Genomic DNA, 24,616 nt, shown 5'->3' with positions numbered 1-24,616 from the left:
CCCTCCTACTGAACCGTAAATCTGATTGTGAACAGCTCATGGTCAGAGACCTGTTGCTGCAATCGTTCTTCTACCTGATCGAGAAGCGTATCTTTCTGCACCTCGACCTGCTTGGCTGCGGCGTCATAGTCACGCCACGCCTCATCCCGTTTTTGCTCAAGCTTCCGAGCCTTCTTCCGCAAGGCGAGCTTGTCCGGCAGGTTTCCCGTCTGGCGTACCTGTCGCTTAAACTCCTTGATCTGATCATCCAAGTCCTTCAACTCAGCTTTCAGCCCGGCGCGTTTGTCTTCCGCCCAATTGTCCAGCTTGTCCATTTCCTCGTCGAACCATTGGGCTTGCTGCTCGGCAAGTTCCTGCATGATGGCCTCACGGCGGGCGCTAATGGTCTTTTGGACTTCTTTGGGCTGAATGGCTTCGGGGATCTCAAGCCCGCTTGTCGCTCCCTTCTTTGATGGAAGGTCGAACAGACGCATGGCGGCATTCTGGTCTATGGGTGCGCCATCATCGGTCATGCCCGCAAGGATGATATGATCCTGTGCATCTGCCCCTGTGACCGACAGTTTCTGGACAGACAAGGTTCCCGACTTACCGACAAGCGGCTCGACACTGGCGGCCTTTTGAGGCCATGTGGAATAGTCAAAGACAAGTTCGGCACCGTTCAGCTTTCTCTCTCCCGCCTGGACCAACAAATACTGGGCAAGCGGATGGCCGATCCGGTAGCGATGGCCTTCCAATCCAACCTTGGACAGGTGATAGCCACCGACAGGCGCGCGCGTGGCGTCCTGCAAACCCTTGGGCGCTTCTTTCAAAACAAAGGTCATATGATCATCATCGAACGCTGCCTGGCGTCCGAGTTCATGCTTGGTCAGCGCCCAGAGCATATGTTCATAGCGGCCAAGGTATTCCTTGCTCTGCGTCATATTCATACGAAGGCGGTCATGAACGTCCGCGTCGAAGTTTTCCAAGAGCTTCTTGCGGGTATCCTCCATCGTCTCGTCGATCTTGGCGCTCATCTCAGCCTGAAGGGCTTCAAAGGCTTCCTCAATTTCTTCGGTTGTTCTGCAAGTCTGGTAAATGGATACAATCCGCTTTTCGAACTCCACACCGGACTCAATGGCACCCAACACCTCATCACTTGCACCAAACACGCCGGAGAAGAGTTTGAACTTCTCGGACAGGAGCTGGTGAATGCGCTGGTCGGCGGCATTGTTCTTGTTCAGGAAGTTGATCACCACCACGTCATATTTCTGGCCGTAACGGTGGCACCGCCCGATCCGCTGCTCAATTCTTTGCGGGTTCCAGGGCAGGTCGTAATTCACCACCATCGAACAGAATTGCAGGTTGATCCCCTCGGCGGCGGCTTCCGTCGCAATCATGATTGAGGCTTGGTCTTTGAAATGCTCGACAAGCGCGGCGCGCATATCCGCCGTCCGGGAACCCGTGATCTGATCGCTGCCGACATGACGAACTTTCCACTGCTCATAAATGGCCTTGGATTGCGTATCCGAGTTTGATCCGTTGAACAGGACGAGCTTACCCTCATGGCCGTTCTCGGTCAGAAGCCGGACAAGGTATTCCTGTGTTCGGCGGGACTCCGTAAAGATAATCGCCTTCTCGGCGCTTCCCAGTTCCCGCGCCTTGTCCATACCGGCCTTCAGGGCTGCCAACAGGGCTTGCCCTTTCGCGTTTTCGGTTATGGCAACTGCCAAATCCCGGAAGCCACGCAGGTCTTCGATCTCCCTTTCAATGGCTTCGATATCGGCTTCGGTTAGAAGCTCAGGCTCTTCTTCATCGTCCACCCATTCTTCCGCTTCTTCCGAGAAGCCGTCGAAGTCATAGACGATTTCATCCTGTTCCTCTTGGTCTTCCTCAAGGTTCTTGCGAAGGGTCGCATCATCCTTCAGTTGCCGCTCCAGCTTTCGCGCCAAGGAATCCAGCGCCCCGGCGATAGCAAACGTCGAAGACGCCAACAGCTTGCGCATGATCAACGTCATTAAGGTGCGCTGACCGCTCGGCAATGCCTGAAGCGACGGACGGCGAAGATAATCCGACACCATATCGTATAGAGCTTGCTCATCCTCGGTGGGGACGAACTCTTGCGTTATGGGAATGCGGTTGGTGTAACGGATATATTCCATCACCTGACGACGGAGGGTTCGATGACAAACGGGGGCAAGCCTGCTCTTGAGGTGATCGAATTGGTCGTCCCCGGTCAAACGCGCATACTGCGCCCGGAAACTCTTGGCGTCTCCAAAGGCATAGTCGTCAATGATACTCACCAGCCCATAGAGCTCCATGAGGGAGTTCTGCAATGGCGTAGCCGTCAGTAACACCTTGGGCGCATTCGACAACGCCCCTTTGAGGGCTTTGCCAATCTTGTTGTCAGGGCGATAGACATTTCGAAGGCGATGTGCCTCGTCGATCACAGCCAAGTCCCATCGCTGCACCATGAGTTCTTCCGCATGGCGCGCGGCAAACTGGAATGAGCAAATGACGATCTTATCCTGTTCAAACGGACACTTAACGCCATCCTTAATCAATCGGTTATAGTTCTTGGCTTCAAGGATTAAGGTCGGCAAAAAGAACTTCTCTTCAATCTCCTGCGACCATTGTTTCCGAAGGTTGGCGGGGCCAATGATGATGATCCGGCGCTTTCCCTCCGTCCATTTTTGGGAAAGAAGCAAACCGGCTTCGATTGTTTTACCAAGCCCGACTTCATCGGCCAGAATAGCCCCCCTGGACAAGGGCGATTTGAAAGCAAAAAGAGCCGCTTCGACCTGATGCGGGTTCAGATCAACCTGGGCGTCAAAAAGGGTACCGGCCAGTTTCTCGGCATCCGCAACGGAGTGCCGCTTGCTCAACTCATGAGCAAACAGTTTGGCATGGTAGTCTGTAATCACCCCTCCGGTTCTCCCTTCTGTCTGTTTGTCTCAGCATCAATCCAGTTTTCAATTTCGCTTCGCCGAAATCGCCATGATCCACCAACCTTGAAGCCAGGTATCTTCCCTTCCGCCGCCAGACGATAAGCCGTTTTCTCCGTCAGCTTCAGATACTCCGCTACTTCCTTGATCGTCATTATGTCGGTCTTCATGATTCTCTCGACCTCACTTATCTCGATGAGAAAATACGGGAAAATTCGACAATTAACAAATAGTATATGCTCGACCCGACTGCACGCCCTTAAATTGCATAACTATTTCCGAATACTTCGCAAGTTGGGGAAAAACAGCAGTCTGATTATGACTTCAACACCCGTCTCCCAAGTAAAATCAGACTTGAGGTAACAAATATCGCTTCGGTGATCGCACCGGCTTTCAGCGAAGTATTTTTTCCCGCCTCTTCCCGGTTTCCGGAATACCGAAACCGGTTTTTAAATGTTTTAAATAGTTTTAAATATGTTTTAGGCCTGTTCAATCCGTGAACTGCTCCGGATTGCGCGGCGTTCCGAATATTAGCGGTTCCATAATTCCGAAATCAGGTTCTCAAATTCCGACGCTGGGTTCCGAAATTCCGAAGATCGGCTCTCAATTTCCGAAATCGGGTTCCAAGATTCCGAAAATTATCCACAAGCCTGCATTGTCCCGAAAATCCATCCGATCTATTTCGGACTTTTGGAACCGGGAAAGGCTACGACTTGCCCTTGCCGCCCTTTTCAACACCTCGCTTTCCTTTGGGCATCATCCGCAACATAGGGCCGTCCTTGCCGCTCACCTCAAGCAGATCATAGTCCGGCAAGGGATTAGCCTTGATAACCTCCCGGAGCTTGTGGTTGAATTTTTTCTCCGGGTCCACCAATTGGGATTTTTCCTGAATTTTCCGGAACCCCCACAAGGCCTCGGTCTGTCCGGCTTGCTTGCGGACGAAACGGGAAATGAACTTGGCCAACGCGATCTTGAGACCGAAATACTCCGGGTGAATGGTCAACACCTCCGGCTTTTCGTGCTTCATGATGCCGTCGCATATCCAGTCGGGAATGGTAATCTCCAACGTGCCGATCCGACCGGAACTGGTATGGCTCACCACCTTCGCCCCGGCAATCAGAGGGAAATATCCGGTGCGCCGCAATCGGCCCTTTTCGCCTTTCCGCTCGATCTTGATGAATGTGCCCTGCAAACGGTTGAGCGCGCTTTCCAAGCGCTCATAGTCCTTTCCACCGGCCCCGGTTCGCCGAAACTTGAAAACCTCCGTGCTGTGAATGCGGAACACATTGGAAGGCCTCGGGCCATAACCATTCCGATACCGCATGACCGCGTTGGTAAGCTGACTGACCGCCATGAGTACGATGTCGTAGTCATGAATGGTCGCTATGCCATATCGAGCATTCCCGGTCACCTCGACCCGCGCGTTCGGTAGGTCATGGACAATCATGTCATCATGAACCTTCTGCTTGGTGGACAGCCGAAACACCGCGATATCCATCAAATCGATGTTGTCCTTGATCGGAATATCATGGAGGGACGGCACAAACAGATCCGGTTGTTCGGGTGGTTTATTGTCGTTTGCCGCAGGTGGACAGGTTTCGCCCTCCACCGGCATACGGTCCAGGAACCCCTGAAAGGCCTTATTCAGTACGCGGGGAGACTCGTTCTTTTTGTCGATCACCATCAGGTCAGCTCCCTGCCGCCATCCAGCTCTGCAAAACCGGGAAGCCCCCGCTTCGTCAGCCACAGGTCAATCGCCTCAAGGTAATAGCTGTGCATCGGGCGCACTTCCTCATGGCTCAAATTGCGCAACAGGTGATAGACGGCTGGCGGCAAACGTAATGTGCGGTTGACCGTTTTCTGCTGAGCCGTTTCCTGTTCACCAGTTTTGTCCTGAAGTATTGCAGGGTTTGAAGGCGCTTCACTTGGCGCAAGCGCCATGGAAGTTCGTTTGTATTTTTTCATGGAGTTCCCCTCTCTTGTTTTTCTTATTTTCTATTTTCGACCCATGCCCAAAGCGCCCTGATGTCGGAAGCAGCCTTTCCGGAGGGGTTAAATTCCGTCACCCCAAGGCCAAGACCGTCAGCGTCCTGATAATCAACGCGGGCAACAACGGGGACTGGGCAAAGTGTCCCCATTTGCAAAAGAACCTGCGCCGCTTCTCGCACACGCCCGCCCTTGGCGGCGGTTTGTGGCGGGGTTTGATTGAGAATGAATGCAAACGACTTCTGCTGACGCGACACCATCTGGAAGGTTTGGATTGCGCCCTTCAGGTCGCGCATCGTCGGTCGGCACGGTACCAGCACCTGATCACTGACGCCGACAACAGAGGCTGTGCCCAGCCTGTCATCGCCTGCCGTATCGATCACCAAAACATCAATGCCGGAAGCACGAGCGCGCTCAACAGTCTCCACCAGTTCACCAAGCTGAACTGGCTGCACATGCAATCGTGAATGATGCTGTTCGGAAAATTCTGAAATCGTCTGCAATCGCTGGTCATACCAGTCACGCACGCTGCCCTGACTGTCCATGTCCAGAATTAAAACGTTCAAACCATTTTGTGAGGCATGTACCGCACATTGAATCGCCAATGTGCTTTTGCCTGCGCCGCCTTTGCTGGCGACGAAAGAGACCACTTTCAATACTCAGGACCCAGTTTGTTGTTCTTTTTATGCGGGTGCTGATATCTTGATATCAAGATGCCAAAACATCTCGATATCGAGATACCATGACATCATAGTATCATAGCATCATGATGTCATGGTATTGTTTTTAAATGTTTTTCTGAGCCAACCCCTGCATCAATCGAACCGGCCACGCTCAATGACGGTTTCTGCACATGTTTTCAGAGACGTGGTGCATTGCTCGATACGAAGCTCCGCCTGTCTGAACTGATCACAACTCACCCGCACGTTGACCGGTTGGCTTGCGGTTGTTTCACCCAACTTGATATTTTTGCGCTTAAAACCATAGGAGTTGATGCGCAGGTTTTCCCTGATGCCATCCGCCCACCAAGAAACCTTCAAGCTCTCAACAACTTCATCAAGATTATTGGCCACGGTCAAATCAAACGCGCAGAACTGGGGCGAGGGAATATCCCACCGCTTCACCCCACCAGAAACCGTCTGCATGTCGCGCATGTTCTCGTAATTGAGCACAACCGAACCGTCAGTACCTTCATTGCAAGCGGTTAGGCTGGCAACAGCCAGTAGGCAAAATGCCCACCGGCTGAGTGCTTTTGTCCTTGTCATGACCGCCACCTACTGACGTTTCAGTTCAAGACGACCGGTATTTGGCCCGGAGCTACGCCCCTTCAGCCAATAATCACCGTTGTCCGCGACCGACATTTCGAGAACATGTTTGAAGCCGGAACTGGTTTCAATCACTGCCTCATTGCCGGAATAAGTCCCGGTGAGGCTCGGCTTCTCGTCGTAACTGCTGTCCGGAATATGCGCCTTGCCCGACACCTTGCCATTCGACCCTTGAAGCCTAAAGGTGACGGGGTAGCGTGTGCCCTGCCTATTGATAAAATGACCGTCCCAAACACCAGAAATAAGCGACGGAAACTTATCCGCTGCAACCGGGGTCGTTGAGGTTGTTTGGCAGGCCGCAAGAGTGACCAGTCCAAAGAATAAACAGGCAAGACGAATGATTTTCATGAGATAAGTTCCTTTCGAGGAATGGCTGGAAATTTTCTATCGCGCCCCGTGTGCGATTAGATTCTCCAGTTGCGGTTTGAAATCTACCCAGCGTCGAAGGTCCGTCACCTTGCGGTAGCGCGACCAGCAAAGCTGTCATGAACCGGGGGAAAATCGCACTCACCCCAGTTTCTGCCACTTAACCCAAACCGGCGCGCCCTGATCCGGTTTCGTTTGCCGCTGGTAAGCAGGGCTTTTGGGGTTCTCGCATTCCCCTTTCCCAACGGCCTCGACATATTTCCCGTCCTGAGAAATACTTCTGGCTCCACCCCAATACTGGCATGTGGCGCATTTCCGTTTTGCTGTAACCGGAATTCTTGTGGCCGCATCGGCAACGGACGCACCACCGGTTAATGCCGCAGATGTTGCCGCCAGCAAACAGGATTGGCGGATAAAAGCGCGCCGAGAAATTCTTTTGTAATCAATGTTCATTGTTGCGACCTCCCTCAGAACAAAAGCCTTACCTCAATCCAATGGAGAGGCGTTTTCAGTCTTTCGCTTAACTGATTTGAGGGGAAATAGCCGTCACCCCATGGGGTGACGCATTCAAAGGGCGTTCAAAATTTGCACAAGCTGCGCCTGTGTCTCAACGCCGATCTTGCTGAGTATACGCTTTCTGTGAGTCCTGAGCGTATTGTCAGAAATCCCTTCCTGCTGGCATATATCGGCAGGGCGTATTCCGGCGGCGAGCACGGACGCAATACGAGCTTCCGTAGGAGTAAGCCCATAAATCTCTGCCAACGCTTCGTGGCGAACCCGTAACCGGCTCGACGGATCGCTCAAGATGACAATGCAGGAAGGCTGCCCTTTGGAAAACAGCCGATAGCTTGGTATCAGTGATAAAACCTGCATTGTATAGGGATGCAGCGATTTTTGTCTGCTGATCTGAACATAACCGGGGTTAGGCGCGGTGGGGGCGTCTACCATGGACAGGTTTTGCTTGATTGTGAATTGCAACAGCCGGTCATCGCGCGGATCGAAGGCCTTCAACCGCCCACCTGAAAATATCAATCCATCCCTTTCGCCGATAGCCTGCTTTGCTCTTTCGTTCATATAGAGCACGGACGCCTCTTCCGAGAGAAGAAAAACGCCATAAGGCAACCGCTCCAGAGCATCATAGGCCGCCGCCATGCGTAGATCGACCGATTTAAACAACTGATTGATGCGCACCGCCTTCTGGATATGCGGCCCGACAAGCGCCAATTTTTCAAAGTCTTCAGCTTGTGCATGACCAACCTTCGCACTTCTTTGAGAGGTTGCGATCACCGAAAACCGGTCATCCTGCTTAAATGTCCGTGCCAGATAGTATTTGGCCCCGCCCGCATTTTCGAGCCAATCATAATACTCATGACCGGCCATTTCCTTTTCGCCGGTATGCAGATAATTGTAGTAAAACGGCTGAGTGGGATTTCTGACAAAATACTGTATGCCGGGGTCAACCCCGACATAATAGGCATTATACTCAGCCAGCAAGCTTTCCGGTATGCCAAAGGACGTGGTAAACGGAACTGTGCCGGAAAGATGATCAAGCACGAAAATGTTAAAACCGTTCGAACCGGTGAAATCGCAGACTCCACCCAATGCCGCCGACCAATCACAGGGATCAACAGCCGCATCATATATTTTGGATATGACCTCAAATACATCCATGCCAATAAGTCTTAAATCGTTTCACTCACTCAGTTTTCCAAGCGTTTCATTTTCTCCGTTCTAAAGCAGTAAATATGGACGCATTTGTTTTGGCTATACCTAATTTATTGCAGTCGCCTCAGTCAGCACGCCTGATATGATTAACCGATCCCGAATCGAGAACAGCAGAATCCTAACTAGAGCTGACAAATGTCAGTGTTTGGTATTCAGCCAAAATTGACAATGCTGAAACCACCCCAATCAGCTCAGAACTGGGGCGAGAGAATATCCCACAGCTTCACCCCACCAGAAACCGTCTGCATGTCGCGCATGTTCTCACAAGTGAGCACAACCGAACTGTCAGTACCTTCATTGCAAGCGGTTAGGCTGGCAACAGCCAGTAGGCAATATGCCCACCGGCTGAGTGCTTTTGTCCTTGTCATGACCGCCACCTACTGACGTTTCAGTTCAAGACGACCGGTATTTGGCCCGGAGCTACGCCCCTTCAGCCAATAATCACCGTTGTCCGCGACCGACATTTCGAGAACATGTTTGAAGCCGGAACTGGTTTCAATCACTGCCTCATTGCCGGAATAAGTCCCGGTGAGGCTCGGCTTCTCGTCGTAACTGCTGTCCGGAATATGCGCCTTGCCCGACACCTTGCCATTCGACCCTTGAAGCCTAAAGGTGACAGGATAGCGCGTGCCCTGCCTATTGATGAAATGACCGTCCCAAACACCGGAGATAAGCGACGGAAACTTATCCGCTGCAACCGGGGTCGTTGAGGTTGTTTGGCAAGCTGCGAGGAAAAGGACTGCCAAAATCACACCGAATGGCGCGGTCTTCTTGAGGAATTGCATAGAAAGGACTCCCTTCATGGAACAGAATGGTGTATTCGGTTCCATCGGAAATCTCGTTACTTATTGTTTTTCCAGAACATTTCCATATAGGCGCGCTCTTCCTCCCCCCTCGCATCGAGATAGACTGCGGTTGTCTCCATACGTGAATGGCCAAGCCATCTTTGAACCAGATTGAGAGGCACACCGCTCTGTGTCGTGCGAATTCCGAACGTGTGGCGCAGTCCCTTCGGTGAGGCATGGGTGCCAACAACGTTTGCCTTCTCCATAACTATCTTGACGTTGCGCCAGCCGGTATTTCGCGCCCAGGGCCACAGCTTCACATTGCGGTATTTTTGCAGGGATTGAGAACGCTTGATTTGGTGCACAAGGTCCAAGGCTTCAAGAAGTTCTGCCGGAACCGGAACCGGACGAAACACGCCTTTCCGGCGCTTTTTCAGGGTTTCAAAGATGATAACCCCTTCATCGAACTTTATCCGTTCCGGCGTTAGTGCCAGCGCTTCGGATATCCTGCATCCCGTATAGGCGAGAACGGCGCAAAAAGTGCGAACGTCAGGCGGTTGCAGTTCCGCCGCCCGCAGAAAAGAATACCATTCTTTGGTCGTTAGATATTTCCGATTGCCATGTACATCGAACAAAACCTGCTGCAAGTGTTCCAACCCAATTCATTTTTGCACTTTCACGCCGACGGACCTGTTGACTTTAAAGATTCGTCGATCTACCTTCGTGGAACACTATACACCATTCTGTTATGCTATTGTTTTTAAAATACAATTTCGACTTTCTTTTGAGAACCCCAGCTTTTTCCTGTCATACAAACGGGTCAATTCCCATCTCCCTATCAAGTTGCCGTTGACGTGATCGAGCACGTTTTCGCTCGTTGTGCTTACGAAGAGCCTTGTCCAGCTCTGTACGGCGGTCTTCCGACATATCGGCCTCACGGATCATCTTCGGAGTAAGGCGGTCGAGTGCAGCATATCGACGCCTGATTTTCTCGCGCAGCAGTTCCATCATGTCGTGGTTTTGACCAAGAGAATCTATCAGGCGGCGGTAATCACGTTTGGCCTGGGCAAGAAGACTGTGATGCTTTTCCAAGTCCTGGGCGATGAGTTGGGTGCGGTCACGGGCTTTCAGCCACTTCATGCGGCGGGATTGCAGGTATCGGAATGACCGTTCAGCGGCTCTTCGATCCGGCGTTTTCCCGCCGACGAGTTCAACACCACGCATCGGCCCGATGATTTGCGGGTTCTCCTGAATGCGCAGCGCAGCGCGCTCCCAGCCCAGTTCGGCATCCAGCTTTATCCAGTCGCGGCGCGCTTTTGCGGGATCACGATATGTTTTGCTCAAGCCATCAAGAAAATGCAGCTCGTGCCTTTTCTCATGTTCTTGCTGTCTCTTATGGCGCTGTTCATGGCGAGCAAGGTGGCCTTCACGCATATCCACATGCCACTCAGCTGAATGCACTTCCTCGAACACCATTTGGACGCCGCGCAGTTCCATATCGGCAACGTCGGCGGCCAATACCCTGTTGGATTTGACCCGTTCCGTCTCAATACCTGTTACAGCGCCAACGGCCTTTGCGCGCCGCCATGTATCAAAGTCCTGGCCAAATCTTTTTTCGAGGCCTTTAAGGCTGCATTTCCGGTTTATGGCCGAGATGCCGATATACGCTTTGCCATCGGTTACCACCAAACCCTGCCCGTGTTTCTGCACCTTCAAACCGGTGTTTCGCATCACCCGAGATACATCATCCCAACCGGCTGCTCGGAGCAATCCGTCGCTGGCTTTCTCCCGTAGTGCTAGAACTTGATCCTTTGAAAACCGGCGGGTGGGAAGTTTGTAGGGGTCGTTTGCAACCGCCAGCCAATCGGGCAATTTACCATCGGCTTCAAGCCGGTCGATGACCTGTTCGATGTCGAATCCATATTCGGGAAGCTGCTCTTCAGCAAAGTCGAGATCAAGTTCCTTATCCTTATCTTTCTCCTGCTTCCGGTTCCGATCATGGGGAATATTCAAGTCATATTCGCGGGCTATGTCACCGCAGAACTCTAGCAGACGGCGACCCTCGTTGTGCCGGTTCCAAGCCTTGCCCGTATCTGGATGGATGCGATTTACGAGGAAATGGATATGGGGATGCTCCTTATCCTGATGCGCATAGATCAAGGCCTGATGCTCCTGCAGCTCAAGCCGGGTGAGCGCCTTGTCAGCAATTTCCTTCATCATATCCGGATTGATTTTGCCTACCTTGTCATCCTCCGGATCGAACGCCAAAATGAAGTGGTAGGCGGGTTTCTTACAGCGGTTTGGTTTCGCCCGACTGGTTGCTTCCATGATCGCCGACGCCGCACGCGGATCAGTGGTGTGAAGATTGCGGGTTTGCATCCATAAAACCCGGTCGGTGGTATGGCCTTCAGCCTCGCCGGAAAGGTATAACGCGGTTTCGTCAAAAGCCTTCGAGCGATCGACTTCTTTTCCCGGACCAGACAAATAGAGAGATAGTTGACGAAACGCAGCAGGTTGACGACGCGATATCTTATATCTCACCGTCCGCGCCCTTCATCTGATCGCGCCAGTTCTATAGCTTCATGGAGCGGTGCGGTGGCTTCGCGAACAGCTTCAATAGCGTCACCGGCCTGGTTTTCTTCGAGTGGTTTTCCCGTATTGGCCTGACGCGCCAATTGATTGATGAACTGTCCCGCCTCATTGAGCCGAGCCAGGCCGTCCTCAAGCACCGGAAGAATCTCGGGACGATCCACCAAGCGTTCAATCAAGTCGCCACCAACATAGCGCGCCCAATCGTCAAAACTCTGATCGCCGGTAGCGTTTGCAAGCTGGGTAAAATTCGTTGCAATGGATTGCAGCTCATAAAGTGCCCGGTCCAGAATTTGACGGTCGGCTGATCGAGCTTTTGGTCGGCGGCCAAGAATGGTTTCGCGCGCATAGTGCGAAGGTGTCACACCGGCGATCAATGCGCGCTGTTTCAGGTCGCGATATTCTGAATCCGTGAAACGCAGTTTCAGATTGTTGCGCCGGAGGCTTTCCGGGTCTTTACGTGGCCGCGCCATCTACCTATGGCCCCTCCCCAAAATTGGTGTTTGTGTTTCTTACAACCAATCTTGAGCCCCACGGAGCGAATGATCAAGATTATTGGACCACGAAAATCGTGGCAAAGCGAATGGAGCGCCAGCGGAAAAGCCCACAGTTTTCGTGGTCCAATATACATCTTGCAGAAATACAGTCCCGGAAAACTACTTCAATATCATATACTTACCAACAAATATATATCATAATCCATCAGACAAAACAACCGACCATAGCGCCCAATACGAACCAATAACCTGCAACAGGTCACAGCGCAGCGGCGTGATCGGCGAATGCCTTGTTCAATGTCAGCTCGATGAGGCGCGCAAAAGGCGGCGGCAAGGGGCAATGCAGGGCGTGTCATTCGAAGTGGTTACCGCTGTGCACCACCATCAGGCATACTATTTGAGCAAAAAAGCACCCCAATAACTGAGGTGCTTTTTCGTTCGACAAGAATTACAGCAGGCGGTAGATTTTAGGACCACCATACCAAACCTATGGTGGGAGCTGAAATGCCGGGCCTAATTGCCTGCTTCTTTGCCTTTTTCGACTCTACAGGAGGTTACTTATGTGACCGTCTTTGTATTCGAAAGCGGCAAGCGTTGCCCTCCTGTTTACCCACAGGAGGCATCGCATGCCGCACCAAAGGAAAAGAAAACGTATTCGTAGATTTCTACGATACGTAATACTGGTATTGAAGCTGATTTGGAAGTTCTTTATCGAGAGCTTGGCAGATTGGATTCATAGCTAGTTTAATGAAGAGGCAGGCTTCGGCCTGTCTCTTTTTTGTTACTCATTTCTTGAGTTTTTAGAAAAAGGAAAATGTTGAAAACAATTATTGTGTTCATTTATCATATTACAAGTATATTTCAAAATAATTTCCGTTTTTCTCGTTTTTTCCAGAAAATAGTCTCCGAACTATTATCCTCGTAGTGAAACACCAGCGCCGCGCCGAACCAGAAAAGAAACCCCGCATGAAATCCATGCGGGGTGTTCAAAACGTCGGCACTACCACCAGGATGTATAGAAAACCGTATCACCATCCTTGATGACTTCTTTTGCTTTTGCGACGAAATCCAGGTCGTCTTGCACCTCCGAACCATCGGAGGCTCCAAAGAAGAACCCGGAGGTATGCGGAAGGCTTCCGGATTTGATATCGGCCTCCAACCGGTCAAGGTCATCGCTGCTCAAGGCTACGTTGACACAATTGAAGGTTTCGGCTTTCCCGTCTTTCTCACGGTAGAGCGTTTCCATCCACCCATGCAGGTTGGGGTGTTTGCGCCAGTAGAAAAATTCCACCGAGCCGCTGGCTTCAAAATCTACCGCCGTTTCCGGTGCGTTCTCCATTGTCATTGCATACATATCAAGTCCCATGACTTTATCCTTTCGTTCATTTGGTTTCTGTCCCGAGGGACGCTGAACGAAAGCCGTGCGACATAGCCGCCGCTGTCCTGACCAACACGGGAGCGAAGCGAACGGAGCGGGCCGGTCATGGACGGCAAGGCGTCGCACGGCAAAAGTGACGCGGACCATCCGAAGGGACGGAAATCGAAGGAATGAAAGGGCTTCAGAAGGTTGTGGGTATGGATGCAACGGTGAATAAAACCGCCGAATCAAGATAGCTGTTTGGGGTTTAGTTCAATTGTTTTTCAAGCATCTTGGCACCAAGTTCATTCCAAGATTGGCAGTTTTCATCGACGAATGACCCCGCCACACGGCTTTATCCGTGCGGCGGAAGGTTATTCCTACGGCTTGTCAGGTGCGATTGCGGAACAGCATTGCGATCCCCTTTAGCAGCCCTTCCAGAAGGGCCAGCGCCGGAACTACAAAGGGCGCTCCGATAAGCACGGCGGTAATGCCGTCATGTCCATAGAGGTTATTGGCAATGAAAACTGCGGGAACGAGGAACAGAGCGAAGATGAAAGTCATTGGAATTCTCCAGAAAAGATATTTGAAGGGAAGAAGGGCTGGCATTGACCAGCCCTTGTCTCGCGACGTTAGGCCTTGGTCGAGCCTTTGCGGTTCCAGATGAGCTTGTGAGAGCCGTTGCGCTCGATGAGGTTGGCATAGATCGGAGCTGGCCAAACAGGGTCGTCGATTTTGATAGAGATGTACTCGCTTCCGCCTTTGGATTTGCGTATCCAGCCTGCGCCGATTTCAGATTTTCCTGCGGTGACCCGATAGTCAGGCATGCCTTCTTTTTCCTTGGTGATGATCGCAATGCTGATCTTGGCTTTGACGGTGAGTGTTTCGAGTTCTCCGTTGAATACGTCGTTTACGCAGGTAAATGTTCCAATTGTTGCCATGATATTTTTCCTTCAATTTTGTGTTTGAGGCCGCGTCCTTCGTGGCCTTTCCATGGCTCAAAGAAGTCCTCGTTTTTAGCGAGGGGTTGCACCTGCAAGGCCGGAACGGAGTGGAGGACGGGGGCAATTACTTTTCTTGTTCCGCGAGGAATGGCGACCTGTCGCCAGGGGAAGAAAATTCATTGGCCACGTTGCTGCCCATCGCGACGAGGGCTATGCGCGCCATGAAAGGAAAGGCAACGAAGGGCGGGGCTGACTGGCGCTGATGGAAACACTCTCATGTCAACAAGGCATCGGACTGCACAATAGGCACATGACACGCTTGAACTTTCGCGAGCTTCAAACCAGCACCCTGATTGTGATTGCCACGGAAGCTGATTTCTTGATGTTCGGAAACTAACAAAGGCACGATAATCGCTCTGGATACAAAGGCCCTATGACGGCATCCGCACTGCTCTCTAATCAGAACAGAGACTGTTGTCCCCAGCTCTCGTTTTCCTTCGCACCCCAGTCGAGAAAGGCAACCACCCAGCTTTGAACCCCACCCGCTGACACAATATCGGCACGGCTCAGAAAATGGGATTTATAGCCTGTACCTGAAACAGGTAACGGCTGCCTTTCAGGAGAGATACTGCGCAAGGTGAGATGATCAGTCACGCTGCACCAATCAGGCTCATAATCAACGCGCACGGACACACCTTGATAATCGAGAACAAAGCTGCCCATTTGACCGGGTAATGGTTCCTTTCCATCTGGTGAACAGACGGCCTTTTTAAATATCCGCCCCCAATCCGCAGGGCATTTGTCACTGCCATCAACCTTACAGGCCAGTTTCTGTAAGGCGCTAAATTTGCGATAGCTCAGAGGGCGGTTTACTGCTGTCCCTGCCCCCTCCACAAGGATATCTTTGTTCATTTGTGGAATAAGCGCACAGGCCGTTTCAGTAATGAAAGCCATCTGATCCGACTTGGTTGCTTCGGCGATATCTTCAGCGTATGGGGCAAGAATCTCCGCATGGAGATCCTTGCCGTCCTGGCGATAGGAAATGGAAAAATCGAACATACCCATTTCCTCACGCTTTGATGACTTCATGTTGACGAGCTTCAACAGCATAAGCGCGCAAGCTTTTCTTTGCCTTGAAATGTATGTCCCGCTCAATCCCGAGCGCACCGCCCATAAGCTTGATACTTTCAAGCTCGGACAGACGAACGCTCCCCAATTCAGGACAACCCATCCCAAGATCACACAGACCGAATGCAATATCGGGGTCATCGGGATCAAGCTCGGTGAGAAGCCATGTTCCAGCCCCACACGGGTTGAACAGCTTCACAACTGGCCAGAAGTCATACGTGTCGCCTTCGTTCTCCATTCGCTGTGCATTGCGTTGTCCATTCACCAGCATTCGAACGCGCTGCCGTTTCCCCAGAAGTTTCATGTGTTTCCCTTTCAGTCGTTTAATTCAATGCGAGGCACATCACCCCGCGCATGTTCTTCTGCCCAGCGGCGAGCAACCGAGAGAGCGCCAGTGATCTATGGGAAATCAGTAAAAGGGAGAGCGTATCGGGTTCCGTGGCATTTCAAGAAGCCGCCTTCGCAAGAAGGGTATCCGTCCAACACGGGAGCAAAGCGACAGGTGCGGGCAGGTCGGACGGAGCACTTGATGTGCTCCTAGTGGCTGTGTATTCCAAAAATCCATAATGCAACGGGTTCTGATGTAAGCTGGTAGATCAAGAACTCATGCGTCCGGGAAACCGGACGAACAAACTACCGGCCAACAAGACGGCCATATTCGGGGCGTTGCGGGGTATCCCCGCTTGAAGGGGGTGCGCCAAAAACCGCAAGGCAAGGCGTGCGGATTAAGGCCAGGGGGAAAGCTTTCCCCCTTAAAACATCAAAATAGAACATAATAAGAACATATGGTATTCTAGCAACAGGACTTCAAAATCCTGAAACGACGGCCTTTGTTCCAACAAGGCCGGATGGCATCGTTATGTCCAAGGCCGCATTGTCCCCAGTTCCGGGTCATGGGTGCGACCCAAAAGCGATGCGCCTCATCGTTTCGGGGTTTTGAACATCCGGCTCACAGACAAAGGAGGAAGCATGGATTGGATTTCAGCGACAAGGACCAACTGAAAGAAATTGACAGACATATTGGCCAACGCATTAAAATGCTGAGGAAGGCCTACGGGCTGTCCCAAATCGATCTGAGCGCCTCTCTTGGCGTTTCATATCAGCAAGTCCAAAAATACGAAAACGCAACGAACCGCCTTTCCGCAAGCCGCCTCTATGCAATATGTGAAATATTCGACATTTCGCTCCACTACTTCTTTTTGAATTATCACCATAAATGACTTGCAGCTAGGGGAAAAGCGGCCATTAGGCCGCTTCCCTGTCTCGATCCAGCAATCCGGTCAGGAAGTCCGTTGCTCTTGCAGCCTGGCTGGCGGCGGTGAAGATAGCTTTCTTATCGGCTTTCAGAACATTTAACCAACCGTCGAGATAAGCTGCGTGATCCGGCCTTGGTTCATTGGTAATGCCAAGATCGGCACAGAGGAAGGCGGCACCAAGTTCGGCCACAAGTTCTTCCATGGCATAAGCATTGTCCCCGAAGCGCTTGCCGAATTCGCGATCACATCGGCGTTTGTGACCGCTCCAATGGGTCAACTCATGTAGCATTGTCGCATAGTAGCTCTCGGTCGCCGTGCTGGTTTCGGAACCGACAAAGCGGGCTTCCTCCGGCATTTGGATAAAGTCATCCTGGGACTGATAGAAGGCTCGTTGCCCACCATGTCGGATATCGGCACCGGTGGCTTGGACAAAGTGATCGGCTGTAGAGCTGCGAACAATAGGATCCACAGGTTCCGATGTGCTTGGTTCTTCATAGCCATCCACTTGATCTGCATTGAAGACATGGGATGCCCGCGCAACACGGCGGGTTTCGAGTGTTGTTTCATCAGGGGCGGCGTTATCGTCTTCGACGGCAAACTCCTTGTAGAAGATCACGAGCGAGGATTTTTCACCTTTGCGCACCTGACAGCCTTTGTTCTGCCATTGGCGATAGGTGCCCCATGTTCCGGTGCTAAATCCACGTACCTGGGCCGATGCCCAAAGAGCTACTACGTTGATCCCCCGATAAGCATTGTTGGTGTCGATATTGAGGGGGCGGTTCAGCCCGGTTCCTGACCGATGCCAGGGCATCTGCCATTCGCCAGCACCTTGCTCAATACAGGTGATAATCTGTCGAGTTACCTGCTCGTAAATATCCGGTTTGGTCTTTCCTGTCTGTGCCATTTCAATGTCTCCTTAATCTTCCTGAAGCCGCACCCGTTGCGGCTTTTCTGATGGCAGCCAAGAAGACAGAGGCAGTAAGAGCAGGAGGCATCCCGTCAGGGACATAGCCGTAGGCGGAGAGGTGGAGGGGGAGATTTTTTGGTGCGCGAGGAGGTCAAAGGCCGGGGAAAAAATCGTTGCCCGAAACCTTGCCTCCTGCGATGCCTCTGTCAGGACTGCCTCGAAGAAGAAAAGCCATGACAGGTAAGGAGGGAGGATTACGGAAACACGGGTCAGATAGTAAGGCTTATCCGTGTATCGGGCCTTCTACCACAAACGGATTACCCCTTATGACGGATGTCAGGCGGCTGTCGGTTTTGGCAGGCTTACAACGCCATAAGCCAATGAAGTGCACTTCACCTATAAACAATAAAAAGAAGGGAAGTGGGTCATGAAAGACGCATTGGAAAAAAAGGCGCTTGAACTGCGCCGGGAATACGGTCGCAGGGCTGGCGAAGTGGCCTTCATGCGCAACTATGAAGCACGGGTCTGCGGCGATCAAGATCGGGCGATATTTTGGGGGGCCGTTGGCGCAACGATAACTATGCAAATGGAAGACGAACGTGACGAACGGGAGATGGGGCGTCACTACTATCCCCCTTCGCGTGAAGATGACCGTTGGCGTTAAATCAACAAAGCCGCCTCATCATGTGATGAGGCGGCTTTTGCAGATAGTATTTTTTTGCTGAACAACCATCGGCTGATTCATGCTATGTATGAAGTTACATTGAGATTATGGATTTCGATCATGGTTTGGAATTTGTTGTTTGGCGAAAGCCGAAAGGCAAAACAGGAGCGGATGCGCCGGGAACAGCGCGAACGCGGTCAGAAACTCCGACGGGAACTCGATCCTGTTCTTCGCAATGTGCTCGATCTTTTGCAGGACATTCCAATCGATCCTCATATACGGGCTGAATACAGCGGATTACTTTGGAACGGCGAGTTGGCCGCTGCTCGAAAGTATATCGCCGCCGTAGTATTTCCTTCAGCGCCCGATGAATACGGGCAGATCATCAAAAATATATGCGAGCAAGGTTTCTGGATGGACCCGAACCGCCTGGTCGATTCGGGCTATATACTCCCCAGGGGCGAAGAAGTTGAGGATGCTCTGGTGCTTGGCGGGCTGACAGACGGTTTGCCAGATTCGCGCGCCGTATCGGTTTGCTTTCGCGGTGAAGGCCATCTTTTGACAGTTGCGCCGACCCGCTCTGGAAAGGGGCAGCGCTATATCATCCCCAACCTCCTGAATTACATGGGACCGGCCATCATACTCGATCCCAAGGGCGAGAATTATCAGAACACGGCTTGGCGGCGGGATATGTTCGGCTCCCTGTTCACTTTCGACCCTTTTGGAAAATGCGGCCGCTCTGACTGTTTCAATCCTCTCGCGGAAATTAAAAGTTGGTCCGACGCGGCGGTGTTGTCCGATCTTCTGGTTGAACCAATGAGTCGAGACCGCTTTTGGGATGAAGCGGGGAAGGAACTACTCACGGGTATCATTTTCCACGTTCGGACTTTACCAGAACGCGAAAAGCGCAACATGGCTGAAGTTGTGCGGTTGCTCCACATGGGCAAAGATGACCTGACCCTTTTCGGGGAAAAGCTCCAAAAATCTACCTATGAGCGTCTGCGCCTGCTCGGACGGCGCATTGAAACTGAACCGGAGACCCTATTCCAGTCAATCAACACAACATTGCGGGTGCAATTAAGTGTTTGGTTGAACGATGAAATCGCACAAATCACAGCGGAAAGCAGCGATGGCTGGGATATGGAAACGCTGTGGTTCAACGACCGCCATGCTTTTAACAGCGCACCGTACAACGGCGTCCCGCCTGGGCCAGTGATCGCCGGTGGAGAACGGCATCATGGCGAAGCGGCGAGCCTGTATTTCATCATTCCGCCGGAGAAAATAAATACCTATCGCTCTGTGTTGCGAGTGCTGGTCGGGCAGCATATCAATGGTCTGATCGAGACACACGGACGCCATTTGGCGGAACTACGCAACGATCCAACAATGCCAGACGACGCAGAAGAGCGTATGTTCAAGTCTCCGCGCTGGCCATGGCTTTTTGTGCTCGATGAACTTCCACAGCTTGGCTATATGGAGGAAATTGAACGGGCAATCTCGATTGTCGGCGGCGTCGATATCCGGCTTTGGCTGATCACACAGGACATTGCCCAATTGAGCGAGGTGTATCCAAAATGGGAGTCCATCCTTGCCAATTGTAAGGGCCAAGTCTATTTCCAGCCCAACGATCAGAAAACCGCCAATATGATCTCGACCCGGTTGGGCACCGCCAAAAATCTATGGGGGGAGGAAACTCCGCTTGCCAAGCCACAAGACCTCATGGGACCGAAATTCTCGGACAAGGCAATAATCGTTTTCGCCGGTGAGTATCCAATAAAAGCCGATCTGCCGCCATACGCCTACAAGAACGAAGCCCTTAGAAGATCGTTGGAAGAGGAAAAAGCTCTGTGGGGTCAAACGATACCTCGGCGGGAACAGGAACCTTATGAACGCTATTATCCGTTTGATCTGGCCCCCAGTAATCCGGAAGGGGAAGAGGTCGCCGCCGCGACTGAAATCAGTGAGCGGACCAATGATGACAATGAAACTGCGTTGGATGTGCCCGTAAAGGCTCTGGAACGGGCCATAGAATCATCGAAAGAAAATCCGGGGCTTCCTTTACCACCGAGCTTCAAAGAATGATCTGATGGCCGATTGAAACTGACGTGTTCCCCGTAATTCCCTCCAGTTTAATGTAGAGTCCGTTCACCCATGAGGAGACGGATTTATGAAGCGCAGTCGATTTACAGAAGAACAGATTATCGGGATTTTAAAGGAACAGGAGTCGGGGCAACGAACGGCGGACGTTTGCCGCCGTCACGGCATCAGCGAAGCCACTTTTTACAAGTACAAATCCAAGTATGGCGGTATGCAGGTATCCGATGCGAAGCGCCTGAAGGCCCTTGAATCGGAGAATGCCCAGTTAAAGAAGTTGCTGGCCGAGAGCCTGCTGGATAATGCGGTTCTGAAAGATATCAATTCAAAAAAATGGTGACGCCTGCCGTCAAGCGATCGGCTGTCGCTCATGCCTGCGAGATGCATGACGTGAGTGAACGGCGGGCGTGCACCATTCTTGGCGTGGATCGAAGCATGGTCCGTTACCGCTCAAGGCGGCCGGACGATGCCGATATCCGTAAACGATTGCGTGAACTTGCCAATGAGCGTCGTCGTTTCGGGTTCCGGCGGCTGGGTTTTCTCTTGCAGCATGAGGGTATTGTCATGAACAGGAAGAAGTTATTGCGCCTGTATCGAGACGAAGGGCTGGCGGTACGGCGGCGCAAGGGACGTAAGCGGGCCTTGGGCACACGTGCGCCAATGATCGTTCCGAACGGGCCTAACCAGCGTTGGTCGCTGGATTTTGTCTCCGACGCCCTGATGGATGGCCGTCGCTTCCGTATTCTTTGTGTGGTTGATGACTTCAGCCGCGAATGTCTGGGGCTAATCGCGGATACGTCCTTGTCGGGCAGCCGTGTCGCACGGGAACTGGATACCATCATCGCCATACGTAGCAAGCCCAAAACCATTGTCAGCGACAATGGAACGGAGCTGACCGGCATGGCTATTCTCAAATGGTCTCAGGATCGGGCCGTTGATTGGCATTATATCGCCCCGGGAAAGCCAACCCAGAACGCCTTCGTTGAAAGCTTCAACGGACGGCTTCGCGATGAGTGTCTAAACGAAACCCTATTCACAAGCGTTCGCCATGCGCGGGCCGAGTTAGCGCTCTGGCGACGGGACTACAACCATGTGCGACCGCACTCAAGCCTCAAAGGGCTAACGCCTATGGAAGTCAACATCAACTGGACGAAACAACATGCACCTGGGCATGCCCAGGTGCATGTTGCAATAACCGCCCAAAAAGGGCATCAAATGAAACAAGGACTCTACCTATGACTGGCTGGAACTTGGGGAACACGTCAAAACGTTTTCAGGATTGAAGGTTATTGGGAAATGTTGGTTATTTTCAATCTCAACTGTCCCCCATTTGTCCCCCGTCGGCATTTACCGATATATTCGCCGAAATCAAAAAACCCGCCAACCTATTGAGTTAGCGGGTGTTTTATTTGGTTGCGGGGGTAGGATTTGAACCTACGACCTTCAGGTTATGAGCCTGACGAGCTACCGGGCTGCTCCACCCCGCGGTTGTGTAGAGTGTTATAGCAAAAAACACCCATTTGGGTGTTTTTTTGTTTGACGTTGTGAGAGGTTAATATCTGTCTTTCGCAGGCCTGGCGGCGACCTACTCTTCCGTGCCTTAAGACAAAGTACCATCGGCGCTGGGAGTTTTCACTGCCGAGTTCGGGATGGGATCGGGTGCGGGCCTCCCGCCATAGCCACCAGGCCGGCGAAAGACAGATATAAATTACATCCGGAGGGCTTCGTTGAGGGAAGCGCCTCGTTTATTGAGTGTCTGTTTTGACTACTGTGCATGAACGTGCTCAGATCAAACTCTATCGAGTGATTAGTACTGGTCAGCTCCAAGTGTTGCCACTCTTCCACCTCCAGCCTATCAACGTGGTGGTCTTCCACGGCTCTCAAGGGATATCTGGTTTTGAGGTGGGCTTCCCGCTTAGATGCTTTCAGCGGTTATCCCTTCCGTACTTAGCTACCCTGCAGTGCCACGGGCGTGACAACAGGTCCACCAGAGGTACGTCCACCCCGGTCCTCTCGTACTAGGGGCAGCTCCTCTCAAATATCCTACACCCACGGCAGATAGGGACCGAACTGTCTCACGACGTTCTAAACCCAGCTCACGTACCTCTTTAATTGGCGAACAGCCAAACCCTTGGGACCTGCTCCAGCCCCAGGATGAGATGAGCCGACATCGAGGTGCCAAACAATGCCGTCGATATGGACTCTTGGGCATTATCAGCCTGTTATCCCCGGCGTACCTTTTATCCGTTGAGCGATGGCCCTTCCACGCGGGACCACCGGATCACTATGACCGACTTTCGTCTCTGCTCGACTTGTCAGTCTCGCAGTCAGGCTGGCTTATGCCATTGCACTCGACAGCTGATTTCCGACCAGCTTGAGCCAACCTTCGCGCGCCTCCGTTACCATTTGGGAGGCGACCGCCCCAGTCAAACTACCCACCATGCAGGGTCCCGGAACCGGATAACGGTCCTCGGTTAGATATCAAAAGTCAAAAGGGTGGTATTTCAAGGATGCCTCCACCGCCACTGGCGTGACAGTTTCAAAGGCTCCCACCTATCCTACACATTTAAATCCTGATACCACTGCAAAGCTGTAGTAAAGGTGCACGGGGTCTTTCCGTCTGACCGCGGGTACTCCGCATCTTCACGGAGAATTCAATTTCGCTGAGTCTATGTTGGAGACAGCGGGGAAGTCGTTACGCCATTCGTGCAGGTCGGAACTTACCCGACAAGGAATTTCGCTACCTTAGGACCGTTATAGTTACGGCCGCCGTTTACTGGGGCTTCGATTCGCAGCTCTCACCACTCCTCTTAACCTTCCAGCACCGGGCAGGCGTCAGACCCTATACGTCGTCTTGCGACTTCGCAGAGTCCTATGTTTTTAATAAACAGTCGCCACCCCCAAGTCTGTGCCACCCCCCAAAAGTTGCCTTAAGAGGGGTACCCCTTCTCCCGAAGTTACGGGGTCATTTTGCCGAGTTCCTTCAACATAGTTCTCTCAAACGCCTCGGTATACTCTACCAGTCCACCTGTGTCGGTTTGGGGTACGGTCTATAATGATGGAGCTATTTCCTGGAACAGGTTCACGGCAGGTCCAATCCAATAAGGACCCACAATTTACCCCATTCGTCACTACCATCAGGTTCAGGAATATTAACCTGATTCCCATCGACTACGGCTTTCGCCCTCGCCTTAGGGGCCGACTAACCCTGCGCAGATTAGCTTTACGCAGGAACCCTTGGACTTTCGGCGTGAGTGTTTCTCACACTCATCTCGCTACTCATGTCAGCATTCTCACTTCTGATACCTCCAGGCACCCTCACGGATACCCTTCACAGGCTTACAGAACGCTCCGCTACCATTCCAATAAATTGGAATCCGCAGCTTCGGTGCATGGCTTTAGCCCCGATACATCTTCGGCGCAGGCCGGCTTAAATTTAGACCAGTGAGCTATTACGCTTTCTTTAAAGGGTGGCTGCTTCTAAGCCAACCTCCTGGTTGTTTTGGCCTTCCCACATCCTTTCCCACTTAGCCATGACTTAGGGACCTTAGCTGGCGGTCTGGGCTGTTTCCCTCTCGGCAATGGATCTTAGCACCCACTGCCTGTCTGCCATACTGCATTCATCGGTATTCGGAGTTTGGTTAGGTTTGGTAAGTCGTTGGGACCCCCTAGCCCATCCAGTGCTCTACCCCCGATGATGATATATGACGCTCTACCTAAATAGATTTCGCGGAGAACCAGCTATTTCCGGGTTTGATTGGCCTTTCACCCCTAGCCACAAGTCATCCCCCAACTTTTCAACGTTGGTGGGTTCGGTCCTCCAGTGCGTGTTACCGCACCTTCAACCTGCTCATGGCTAGATCACCCGGTTTCGGGTCTAATCCCTGCAACTTAGTCGCCCTATTAAGACTCGCTTTCGCTGCGCCTACACCTAACGGCTTAAGCTTGCTGCAAAGATTAACTCGCTGACCCATTATACAAAAGGTACGCAGTCACACCATAAAGGTGCTCCTACTGCTTGTAGGCATCCGGTTTCAAGGTCTGTTTCACTCCCCTTGTCGGGGTGCTTTTC

Annotated in this window: 24 protein-coding genes, 1 tRNA gene and 2 rRNA genes (1 of these 27 running past the window's edge); 4 read left to right on the top strand and 23 right to left on the bottom strand. The window is 52.1% G+C overall.

Translation table 11 applies throughout. From position 1 onward, the window contains the following. Positions 1-5 precede the first annotated feature (5 nt). The 19 genes from OIR97_RS03910 to OIR97_RS03820 form a co-directional block, all read right to left on the bottom strand. A complete protein-coding gene (locus tag OIR97_RS03910; RefSeq protein ID WP_169546461.1) occupies positions 6-2,900 on the bottom strand; it encodes an SNF2-related protein in 2,895 nt (964 codons plus the stop codon). After that, a complete protein-coding gene (gene mads1 / locus OIR97_RS03905; protein WP_169546462.1) occupies positions 2,897-3,091 on the bottom strand; it encodes a methylation-associated defense system helix-turn-helix domain-containing protein MAD1 in 195 nt (64 codons plus the stop codon). Before mads1 ends, OIR97_RS03910 begins: the two co-directional genes overlap by 4 nt. Before the next feature lie 536 nt (positions 3,092-3,627). Then, entirely contained in the window at positions 3,628-4,605 is a 978-nt protein-coding gene (locus OIR97_RS03900) for a replication initiator protein A (protein WP_169546463.1), read from the bottom strand. Further along, positions 4,605-4,886: a hypothetical protein gene (locus OIR97_RS03895; protein WP_169546464.1), complete on the bottom strand. Its 282-nt coding sequence runs from the start codon at positions 4,884-4,886 to the stop codon at positions 4,605-4,607. Before OIR97_RS03895 ends, OIR97_RS03900 begins: the two co-directional genes overlap by 1 nt. Before the next feature lie 23 nt (positions 4,887-4,909). After that, the gene (locus tag OIR97_RS03890) at positions 4,910-5,557 is read right to left on the bottom strand and encodes a ParA family protein (RefSeq protein WP_267177820.1); all 648 of its coding nucleotides are present in this window, start codon (positions 5,555-5,557) and stop codon (positions 4,910-4,912) included. Between the two features lie 165 nt (positions 5,558-5,722). Next, the gene (locus OIR97_RS03885; protein ID WP_169546466.1) at positions 5,723-6,172 is read right to left on the bottom strand and encodes a hypothetical protein; all 450 of its coding nucleotides are present in this window, start codon (positions 6,170-6,172) and stop codon (positions 5,723-5,725) included. Positions 6,173-6,181: 9 nt separating this feature from the next. After that, complete coding sequence (locus tag OIR97_RS03880; RefSeq protein WP_169546467.1) at positions 6,182-6,580, bottom strand: hypothetical protein; 399 nt, start codon at positions 6,578-6,580, stop codon at positions 6,182-6,184. Between the two features lie 159 nt (positions 6,581-6,739). Further along, positions 6,740-7,051 carry a hypothetical protein gene (locus tag OIR97_RS03875; RefSeq protein ID WP_169546468.1) on the bottom strand — a complete coding sequence of 104 codons (312 nt, stop codon included), beginning with the start codon at positions 7,049-7,051 and terminating at the stop codon, positions 6,740-6,742. 114 nt (positions 7,052-7,165) lie between these two features. Further along, complete coding sequence (locus OIR97_RS03870) at positions 7,166-8,269, bottom strand: helix-turn-helix transcriptional regulator (protein WP_169546469.1); 1,104 nt, start codon at positions 8,267-8,269, stop codon at positions 7,166-7,168. Between the two features lie 245 nt (positions 8,270-8,514). Further along, the gene (locus OIR97_RS03865; RefSeq protein WP_169546470.1) at positions 8,515-8,691 is read right to left on the bottom strand and encodes a hypothetical protein; all 177 of its coding nucleotides are present in this window, start codon (positions 8,689-8,691) and stop codon (positions 8,515-8,517) included. Between the two features lie 9 nt (positions 8,692-8,700). Beyond that, positions 8,701-9,108, bottom strand: coding sequence for a hypothetical protein (locus OIR97_RS03860; protein ID WP_267177787.1), 408 nt, complete (start codon positions 9,106-9,108; stop codon positions 8,701-8,703). A 56-nt stretch (positions 9,109-9,164) separates the two neighbouring features. Beyond that, positions 9,165-9,764 (bottom strand): tyrosine-type recombinase/integrase, encoded by a 600-nt coding sequence (locus OIR97_RS03855; protein WP_219821786.1) that lies wholly within the window; start codon positions 9,762-9,764, stop codon positions 9,165-9,167. 151 nt (positions 9,765-9,915) lie between these two features. Beyond that, positions 9,916-11,649, bottom strand: a complete 1,734-nt coding sequence (locus tag OIR97_RS03850; RefSeq protein WP_169546472.1) for a relaxase/mobilization nuclease domain-containing protein — start codon at positions 11,647-11,649, stop codon at positions 9,916-9,918. After that, on the bottom strand, positions 11,646-12,170 hold the full coding sequence (locus OIR97_RS03845) for a plasmid mobilization protein (protein WP_169546473.1): 525 nt from the start codon (positions 12,168-12,170) through the stop codon (positions 11,646-11,648). Before OIR97_RS03845 ends, OIR97_RS03850 begins: the two co-directional genes overlap by 4 nt. A gap of 1,024 nt (positions 12,171-13,194) precedes the next feature. After that, positions 13,195-13,560, bottom strand: a complete 366-nt coding sequence (locus OIR97_RS03840) for a phosphoglycerate kinase (protein WP_169546474.1) — start codon at positions 13,558-13,560, stop codon at positions 13,195-13,197. 381 nt (positions 13,561-13,941) lie between these two features. Continuing rightward, positions 13,942-14,115: a hypothetical protein gene (locus OIR97_RS03835; RefSeq protein WP_169546475.1), complete on the bottom strand. Its 174-nt coding sequence runs from the start codon at positions 14,113-14,115 to the stop codon at positions 13,942-13,944. A 68-nt stretch (positions 14,116-14,183) separates the two neighbouring features. After that, positions 14,184-14,492, bottom strand: a complete 309-nt coding sequence (locus tag OIR97_RS03830) for a DUF736 domain-containing protein (RefSeq protein ID WP_169546476.1) — start codon at positions 14,490-14,492, stop codon at positions 14,184-14,186. Positions 14,493-14,954: 462 nt separating this feature from the next. Beyond that, the gene (locus OIR97_RS03825; protein WP_169546477.1) at positions 14,955-15,554 is read right to left on the bottom strand and encodes a hypothetical protein; all 600 of its coding nucleotides are present in this window, start codon (positions 15,552-15,554) and stop codon (positions 14,955-14,957) included. A 10-nt stretch (positions 15,555-15,564) separates the two neighbouring features. Continuing rightward, positions 15,565-15,927 (bottom strand): DUF2958 domain-containing protein, encoded by a 363-nt coding sequence (locus OIR97_RS03820; RefSeq protein WP_169546478.1) that lies wholly within the window; start codon positions 15,925-15,927, stop codon positions 15,565-15,567. Between the two features lie 544 nt (positions 15,928-16,471). On the opposite strand from OIR97_RS03820, the gene OIR97_RS18775 reads away from it, so the two are divergent. Beyond that, positions 16,472-16,843 carry a helix-turn-helix domain-containing protein gene (locus tag OIR97_RS18775; RefSeq protein WP_407696663.1) on the top strand — a complete coding sequence of 124 codons (372 nt, stop codon included), beginning with the start codon at positions 16,472-16,474 and terminating at the stop codon, positions 16,841-16,843. A gap of 25 nt (positions 16,844-16,868) precedes the next feature. Here OIR97_RS18775 and OIR97_RS03815 read toward each other — a convergent pair whose 3' ends face one another. Next, positions 16,869-17,783, bottom strand: a complete 915-nt coding sequence (locus OIR97_RS03815; RefSeq protein WP_169546480.1) for an ArdC family protein — start codon at positions 17,781-17,783, stop codon at positions 16,869-16,871. 430 nt (positions 17,784-18,213) lie between these two features. Between OIR97_RS03815 and OIR97_RS03810 the strand changes: the two genes are divergently transcribed. From OIR97_RS03810 to OIR97_RS03800, 3 genes are all read left to right on the top strand, one after another. Then, entirely contained in the window at positions 18,214-18,450 is a 237-nt protein-coding gene (locus OIR97_RS03810) for a hypothetical protein (protein WP_169546481.1), read from the top strand. Positions 18,451-18,570: 120 nt separating this feature from the next. Continuing rightward, positions 18,571-20,532: a type IV secretory system conjugative DNA transfer family protein gene (locus tag OIR97_RS03805; RefSeq protein WP_169546482.1), complete on the top strand. Its 1,962-nt coding sequence runs from the start codon at positions 18,571-18,573 to the stop codon at positions 20,530-20,532. Between the two features lie 85 nt (positions 20,533-20,617). Beyond that, positions 20,618-21,783, top strand: a protein-coding gene (locus OIR97_RS03800) for an IS3 family transposase (protein ID WP_169546483.1) whose coding sequence is annotated in 2 segments (ribosomal slippage) — positions 20,618-20,870 and positions 20,870-21,783 — 1,167 coding nt in all. Because the reading frame shifts where the segments join, the coding sequence is not laid out codon by codon here. 171 nt (positions 21,784-21,954) lie between these two features. On the opposite strand, the gene OIR97_RS03795 is transcribed toward OIR97_RS03800, so the two are convergent. The 3 genes from OIR97_RS03795 to OIR97_RS03785 all read right to left on the bottom strand — a co-directional run. Next, positions 21,955-22,031, bottom strand: a tRNA-Met gene (locus tag OIR97_RS03795). An 85-nt stretch (positions 22,032-22,116) separates the two neighbouring features. Beyond that, a 5S ribosomal RNA gene (rrf, locus tag OIR97_RS03790) occupies positions 22,117-22,231 on the bottom strand. 99 nt (positions 22,232-22,330) lie between these two features. After that, positions 22,331-24,616, bottom strand: a 23S ribosomal RNA gene (locus OIR97_RS03785) (it continues 459 nt past the right edge of the window).

Source organism: Sneathiella aquimaris (assembly GCF_026409565.1).
In the GTDB taxonomy this organism is placed as follows: Bacteria; Pseudomonadota; Alphaproteobacteria; order Sneathiellales; family Sneathiellaceae; genus Sneathiella; species Sneathiella aquimaris.
This window is presented reverse-complemented; position numbering and strand designations above follow the sequence as displayed.

Excerpts from the sequence above, each read along its gene's own strand:
- OIR97_RS03870 (WP_169546469.1), bottom strand. The coding sequence starts at position 8,269 with ATGGATGTATTTGAGGTCATATCCAAAATATATGATGCGGCTGTTGAT.
- OIR97_RS03875 (WP_169546468.1), bottom strand. The coding sequence starts at position 7,051 with ATGAACATTGATTACAAAAGAATTTCTCGGCGCGCTTTTATCCGCCAA.
- OIR97_RS03845 (WP_169546473.1), bottom strand. The coding sequence starts at position 12,170 with ATGGCGCGGCCACGTAAAGACCCGGAAAGCCTCCGGCGCAACAATCTG.
- OIR97_RS03865 (WP_169546470.1), bottom strand. The coding sequence starts at position 8,691 with ATGACAAGGACAAAAGCACTCAGCCGGTGGGCATATTGCCTACTGGCT.
- OIR97_RS03810 (WP_169546481.1), top strand. The coding sequence starts at position 18,214 with ATGAAAGACGCATTGGAAAAAAAGGCGCTTGAACTGCGCCGGGAATAC.
- OIR97_RS03830 (WP_169546476.1), bottom strand. The coding sequence starts at position 14,492 with ATGGCAACAATTGGAACATTTACCTGCGTAAACGACGTATTCAACGGA.
- OIR97_RS03880 (WP_169546467.1), bottom strand. The coding sequence starts at position 6,580 with ATGAAAATCATTCGTCTTGCCTGTTTATTCTTTGGACTGGTCACTCTT.
- OIR97_RS03895 (WP_169546464.1), bottom strand. The coding sequence starts at position 4,886 with ATGAAAAAATACAAACGAACTTCCATGGCGCTTGCGCCAAGTGAAGCG.
- OIR97_RS03805 (WP_169546482.1), top strand. The coding sequence starts at position 18,571 with ATGGTTTGGAATTTGTTGTTTGGCGAAAGCCGAAAGGCAAAACAGGAG.
- OIR97_RS03820 (WP_169546478.1), bottom strand. The coding sequence starts at position 15,927 with ATGAAACTTCTGGGGAAACGGCAGCGCGTTCGAATGCTGGTGAATGGA.
- mads1 (WP_169546462.1), bottom strand. The coding sequence starts at position 3,091 with ATGAAGACCGACATAATGACGATCAAGGAAGTAGCGGAGTATCTGAAG.
- OIR97_RS03815 (WP_169546480.1), bottom strand. The coding sequence starts at position 17,783 with ATGGCACAGACAGGAAAGACCAAACCGGATATTTACGAGCAGGTAACT.
- OIR97_RS03835 (WP_169546475.1), bottom strand. The coding sequence starts at position 14,115 with ATGACTTTCATCTTCGCTCTGTTCCTCGTTCCCGCAGTTTTCATTGCC.
- OIR97_RS03900 (WP_169546463.1), bottom strand. The coding sequence starts at position 4,605 with ATGGTGATCGACAAAAAGAACGAGTCTCCCCGCGTACTGAATAAGGCC.
- OIR97_RS03840 (WP_169546474.1), bottom strand. The coding sequence starts at position 13,560 with ATGGGACTTGATATGTATGCAATGACAATGGAGAACGCACCGGAAACG.
- OIR97_RS03860 (WP_267177787.1), bottom strand. The coding sequence starts at position 9,108 with ATGCAATTCCTCAAGAAGACCGCGCCATTCGGTGTGATTTTGGCAGTC.
- OIR97_RS03885 (WP_169546466.1), bottom strand. The coding sequence starts at position 6,172 with ATGACAAGGACAAAAGCACTCAGCCGGTGGGCATTTTGCCTACTGGCT.
- OIR97_RS18775 (WP_407696663.1), top strand. The coding sequence starts at position 16,472 with ATGGCATCGTTATGTCCAAGGCCGCATTGTCCCCAGTTCCGGGTCATG.
- OIR97_RS03825 (WP_169546477.1), bottom strand. The coding sequence starts at position 15,554 with ATGTTCGATTTTTCCATTTCCTATCGCCAGGACGGCAAGGATCTCCAT.